Source organism: Kitasatospora sp. NPDC036755 (genome assembly GCF_040636595.1).
In the GTDB taxonomy this organism is placed as follows: domain Bacteria; phylum Actinomycetota; class Actinomycetes; order Streptomycetales; family Streptomycetaceae; genus Kitasatospora.
The window spans coordinates 1-4,449 of sequence record NZ_JBEZUT010000494.1; the positions used below are offsets into that span (position 1 = coordinate 1).

A 4,449-nucleotide genomic window follows, 5' to 3' on the forward strand; every position below is an offset into this window, starting at 1 on the left:
GGCTCGCCCCCGCCCTGGGCGTCCCGCTCCGGGCCGGCACGCCCGACCCCGACGCACTCTGCGTCGCCGTGGCCGACCGCCTCCCCGGACGGCCCGCCGGGGACGTCCGGGCCCTGCTGTACGGCCCGCCCCCGACCGACGACGCCGCGCTGCTGCGGCTCGCCGACGACCTCGACGCCCTCGAAAGGCAGGTACGGAACCCGTGACCGACCAGGCAACCGCCCAGCTCCGCCCCGTCCCCGGCACGGCACCCGCTACCCCCGCCACCGACCCGCGCGCCGCGCTGACCGCCCTGCGCGCCGAGATCGGCAAGGCCGTGGTCGGCCAGGACGCCGCCGTCACCGGCCTGGTCGTGGCGCTGCTCTGCGGCGGCCACGTGCTGCTGGAAGGCGTCCCCGGCGTCGCCAAGACCCTGCTGGTGCGCACCCTGTCCACCGCGCTCAGCCTGGAGACCAAGCGCATCCAGTTCACCCCCGACCTGATGCCCGGCGACGTCACCGGCTCACTCGTCTACGACGCCCGCACCGCCGCGTTCTCCTTCCAGCCCGGGCCGGTCTTCACCAACCTGCTGCTCGCCGACGAGATCAACCGCACCCCGCCGAAGACCCAGGCCGCCCTGCTGGAGGCCATGGAGGAGCACCAGGTCACGGTGGACGGCGAACCGCGCGCGCTGCCCATCCCGTTCCTGGTCGCCGCCACCCAGAACCCGGTCGAGTACGAGGGCACCTACCCGCTGCCCGAGGCCCAGCTGGACCGCTTCCTGCTCAAGCTGGTCCTGCCGCTGCCCGACCGCGACCAGGAGTTCCAGGTGCTCTCCCGGCACGCCGCCGGCTTCGACCCGCGCGACCTCGCCGCGGCCGGCGTCCGCCCGGTCGCCGGACCCGAGCACCTGGCCGCCGCCCGCGAGCAGATCGCGAAGCTGACCGTCTCCCCCGAGGTCCTCGCCTACATCGTCGACCTCTGCCGGGCCACCCGGCAGTCCCCGTCGCTCTCCATCGGCGTCTCCCCGCGCGGCGCCACCGCCCTGCTCGCCGCCTCCCGGGCCTGGGCCTGGCTCGCCGGCCGCGACTACGTCACCCCGGACGACGTCAAGGCGCTCGCCCTGCCCACCCTGCGGCACCGGGTCGCGCTGCGCGCCGAGGCCGAGATGGAGGGCGTCACCGCCGACTCCGTCATCCAGGCCGTCCTCAGCCAGACACCCGCACCCCGCTGAACCGCACCGCACCCCCGAAGGAGCGCACCGCATGGCCCTCACCGGGCGAACCGCCCTGCTCGCCGCACTCGGCGCGCTCGTCGTGGGCCTGCTGCTGCCGTCCTGGACCGGGATCGGCCTGGCCACCGGTGCGGTGCTGATCGCCGTCGCGGTCGACCTCGTGCTCGCCGCCCCGGTCCGCGGCCTGCGCTTCGGGCGGGGCGGCGACACCACCGTCCGGCTCGGCGAGCCCGCCACCGTCGAACTGACCGTCACCAACCCGTCCGGCCGGCCGCTCCGGGGCCCGGTCCGCGACGCCTGGGCGCCGTCCACCTGGCGCCCCGGCACCGCCGAAGCCGCCTCCCGGCACACCCTGTCCCTCCCCGCCGGCGAACGCCGCCGGATCACCACCGTGCTCACCCCCACCCGCCGCGGCGACCACCACGCCCAGCGGGTGACGGTCCGCTCGCTCGGCCCGCTAGGCCTGGCCGGCCGCCAGGGCTCCCACCACGTCCCCTGGACGGTCCGCGCACTGCCCCCGTTCGCCAGCCGCAAGCACCTGCCCTCCCGACTCGCCCGGCTGCGCGAACTCGACGGCCGCACCTCGGTGCTGACCCGCGGCCAGGGCACCGAGTTCGACTCCCTGCGCGAGTACCTGCCCGGCGACGACGTCCGCTCCATCGACTGGCGCGCCAGCGCCCGCCGCGCGGCGAACACCGCCGCCGGGTCGGGCGGCCTCGCCGTCCGCACCTGGCGCCCCGAACGCGACCGGCACATCCTCGTCGTCCTCGACACCGGCCGCACCTCGGCCGGCCGGGTCGGCGACGCCCCCCGGCTGGACGCCGCGCTCGACGCCGCGCTGCTGCTCACCGCCCTCGCCACCCGGGCCGGCGACCGGGTCGACCTGCTCGCCCACGACTCCCGCAAGCGCGTCGCGGTGGCCGGCGCTTCGGCCCACGAGGTGCTGCCCGCCTTCACCAACGCGATGGCCGCGCTGGAACCCGCGCTGCACGAGACCGACATGCGCTCGCTGGTCGCCACGGCCCTCAAGATGGCCCCCCAGCGCTCGCTGATCGTGCTGCTCACCGGCCTCGACGCGGCCCCCGCCGAGGACGGCCTGCGCCCGCTGCTGCCGATGCTCACCAAGCGCCACGAGGTCGTCCTCGCCTCGGTCGCCGACCCCCGCCTGGACGAACTCGCCGCCGGGCGGGGCACCTTGGAGGCCGTCTACGGCGCGGCGGCCGCCGAGCAGACCCGGGCCGACCGCCGGGCCACCGCCGAACGCCTCACCCGCCACGGCGTCACCGTCCTGGACGCCCCGCCCACCCGGATCGCCCCGGCCCTGGCCGACACCTACCTGGCGCTGAAGGCCGCCGGCCGGCTCTGAGCCCTCCCTCCCCGGCCGTCGCGGGTCAGTCGGTCCGACGGCCCCTCAGGGCGGTGTTGAGCCTGGCCGCCTGACGGGTCAGATGGTCGCGCTCGGCGAGGTTGCTCGCCTTCCGAGCCGCCTCCGCGTACAGCCGGGCCGCCGTCTCCGGCTCCCCGGCGCGCTCGTGGAGGTGCGCCGCCACCGCCGCGTACCTGGGCAGCCCGCCGTCCAGCTCCGCGAGCGCCGCCAGCCCCGCCCGCGGACCGTCGGCCTCACCGAGCGCCACCGCCCGGTTGAGCCGCACCACCGGGCTCGCGGTCAGCCGGACCAGCTCGTCGTACCACTCGACGATCTGCACCCAGTCCGTCTCCTCCGCCGTGGGCGCGTCGGCGTGCAGCGCCGCGACCGCCGCCTGGGCCTGGAACTCGCCCAACCGGTCCCGGGCCAGTGCCCGTTGGAGAATCCCGACCCCCTCGGCGATCAGCCCGGTGTCCCACCGGCCGCGGTCCTGCTCGGCCAGCGGCACCAGCGCACCGCCCGGCGTCGTCCGCCCGGCCCGGCGGGCGTGGTGCAGCAGCATCAGGGCCAGCAGCCCGGCCACCTCGGGGTGGTCGATCACCGCCGCGAGCTGCCGGGTCAGCCGGATCGCCTCGGCCGCGAGGTCGAGCTCACCGGAGTAGCCCTCGTTGAAGACCAGGTAGAGGACCCGGAGCACGGTGGCGACGTCCCCCGGCTGGTCGAACCCTACGGCCGACACGGTGCGCTTGGCACGGCTGATGCGCTGGGCCATGGTCGCCTCGGGCACCAGGTAGGCCTGGGCGATCTGCCGGGTGGTCAGCCCGCCCACCGCCCGCAGGGTCAGCGCGACCGCCGACGAGGGCGTCAACGACGGGTGGGCGCACAGGAAGTAGAGCTGGAGCGTGTCGTCCACCGCGGTCGCCGGCCCCGCCTCCGGCTCCTGGTCGACCAGATCCTCCCGGCGGCGACGGGCCGCGTCCGACCGTGCCGCGTCGAGGAACTTGCGCCAGGCCACCGTGACCAGCCACCCCTTGGGATCGCGCGGCTGCTCGACGGTCCAGGCCCGGACCGCCTCGACCAGCGCCTCCTGCACGGCGTCCTCGGCCGCCGCGAAGTCGGCTCCGCGGCGGACCAGGACCCCGATGACGCCCGGCGTGAGGCGCCTCACCAGTACCTCGTCCATCGGAGAGGTCACTCCGTGATCGTCGGCGGCGTGCCCAGGAACGGACGCAGCTCCAGCCACTCGTGGATCGGCTTGCCCCCGGCCCCCGGAGCGGCCGACAGCTCCCCCGCCAGCTCGACGGCACGCTCGTAGCTGTCGACGTCGATCACCATCCAGCCGGCGATCAGGTCCTTGGTCTCGGCGAACGGGCCGTCGGTGACCGGCGGCCGCCCCTCACCGTCGTACCGGACCCACGTGCCCTCGGGCGCGAGCGCCTGGCCGTCGACGAACTCGCCCGTCGCCTCCAGCCGGCCCGCGAAGTCCTGCATGTACTTGATGTGTGCCGTGACCTCCTCCGGCGTCCACTGGTCCATCGGCACGCAGTTGACCGCGTCCGGGGCACCCCGGTAGTGCTTCAGCAGCAGGTACTTGGCCATCGTCTTCTCCTCGGATCCTCGGAGCTGGTGCGACCCATTGTGGCCGCGTGCACCCCTGGGACGGAGCCGGCCACGGGTTCTCGACACGGCTCGCCAAGATCTTTCCGAACGAGTGCCGCGCGCCGTCCCGTCCTGCTCCCGGGCCCGGACGGTCTGGCCCGGTCCGGCCTGGAAACGCGAAGAACCCCCATCCGGGTCCCGGATGGGGGTTCTTCAGAAGAATTGTTCGGCGGCGTCCTACTCTCCCACAGGGTCCCCCCTGCAGTACCAT

General features: G+C 75.4%; 4 protein-coding genes and 1 pseudogene. 3 read left to right on the forward strand and 2 right to left on the reverse strand.

Going from position 1 to position 4,449, the window contains the following annotated elements:
* From AB0E96_RS38645 to AB0E96_RS38655, 3 genes and pseudogenes are all read left to right on the forward strand, one after another.
* Positions 1-206: pseudogene (locus AB0E96_RS38645) on the forward strand (DUF4350 domain-containing protein); the annotation flags it as partial.
* 77 nt (positions 207-283) lie between these two features.
* A complete protein-coding gene (locus AB0E96_RS38650) occupies positions 284-1,213 on the forward strand; it encodes a MoxR family ATPase (RefSeq protein ID WP_359831148.1) in 930 nt (309 codons plus the stop codon).
* A 31-nt stretch (positions 1,214-1,244) separates the two neighbouring features.
* A complete protein-coding gene (locus AB0E96_RS38655; protein ID WP_359831144.1) occupies positions 1,245-2,579 on the forward strand; it encodes a DUF58 domain-containing protein in 1,335 nt (444 codons plus the stop codon).
* A 25-nt stretch (positions 2,580-2,604) separates the two neighbouring features.
* Here the strand turns inward: AB0E96_RS38655 and AB0E96_RS38660 are convergent, their stop codons facing one another.
* On the reverse strand, positions 2,605-3,762 hold the full coding sequence (locus tag AB0E96_RS38660; protein WP_359831150.1) for a sigma-70 family RNA polymerase sigma factor: 1,158 nt from the start codon (positions 3,760-3,762) through the stop codon (positions 2,605-2,607).
* Between the two features lie 8 nt (positions 3,763-3,770).
* Positions 3,771-4,178 (reverse strand): YciI family protein, encoded by a 408-nt coding sequence (locus AB0E96_RS38665; protein ID WP_359831146.1) that lies wholly within the window; start codon positions 4,176-4,178, stop codon positions 3,771-3,773.
* Positions 4,179-4,449 lie beyond the last annotated feature (271 nt).

Coding starts and splice junctions, on each gene's coding strand:
- AB0E96_RS38655 (WP_359831144.1), top strand. CDS start 1,245: ATGGCCCTCACCGGGCGAACCGCCCTGCTCGCCGCACTCGGCGCGCTC.
- AB0E96_RS38660 (WP_359831150.1), bottom strand. CDS start 3,762: ATGGACGAGGTACTGGTGAGGCGCCTCACGCCGGGCGTCATCGGGGTC.
- AB0E96_RS38665 (WP_359831146.1), bottom strand. CDS start 4,178: ATGGCCAAGTACCTGCTGCTGAAGCACTACCGGGGTGCCCCGGACGCG.